This window comes from Catenulispora pinisilvae (assembly GCF_015356865.1).
GTDB lineage: Bacteria > Actinomycetota > Actinomycetes > Streptomycetales > Catenulisporaceae > Catenulispora > Catenulispora pinisilvae.
Window position 1 is genome coordinate 1 of sequence record NZ_JAAFZA010000580.1, and the last position, 552, is coordinate 552.

Annotated in this window: 1 protein-coding gene; it reads right to left on the minus strand. The window is 74.8% G+C overall.

What is annotated here, in order from left to right; genetic code table 11:
* A partial coding sequence (locus tag IZR01_RS49500; protein ID WP_194927922.1) for a hypothetical protein occupies nucleotides 1-517 on the minus strand: 517 nt, incomplete at its 3' end.
* Nucleotides 518-552: the final 35 nt, after the last annotated feature.

Sequence of the window (552 nt, forward strand, 5' to 3'; positions counted from 1 at the left end):
GCGCCCGCCGCCCCGGCACCACGCCCAGCGGCATGATCGCGGTCGGCATGATCCCGACCGGCGCGATCGGCGGCACCTGGGCCCCGGCCGCGTCGCCGGCGGCCATCGACGCGGCCACGGCCGCGGCAGCCTCGTACGCGTCACCGACCGGAGCCGTCCCGCGCCGCGCCTCGTCCACCCCGCGCCGCCGCCCCTCAACAGCCGCCGCCACCGAGTTGCGCGGCACCGGGCCCCTGGTCGGCAACGGCCGCACCGGCCGGACGTCGTCGAAGACGCCGGGACGCCGGGCGTTGATGAGGGTGTCGTCGGAGGAGGAATCCGAGGCGGGATCAGAGGCGGAACCAGAGGCGAAATCATCGGAGCCGAAGGACTCGGAGCGAAGCGCGGCGAGCACTTCGCTCGCTTGGGCGGCGAAATCGGTGGCGGCATCGGCGAAGGAGCCGCCGGGCTCACCGGATCGATGGGGCTCACTCGCCGCGATCGACTCGCGTAACTCCGCGCCGAGCCCCGGAAGCACCTCAGTCCCCTGCGGTCCACGGGCTCGCTCAGTCC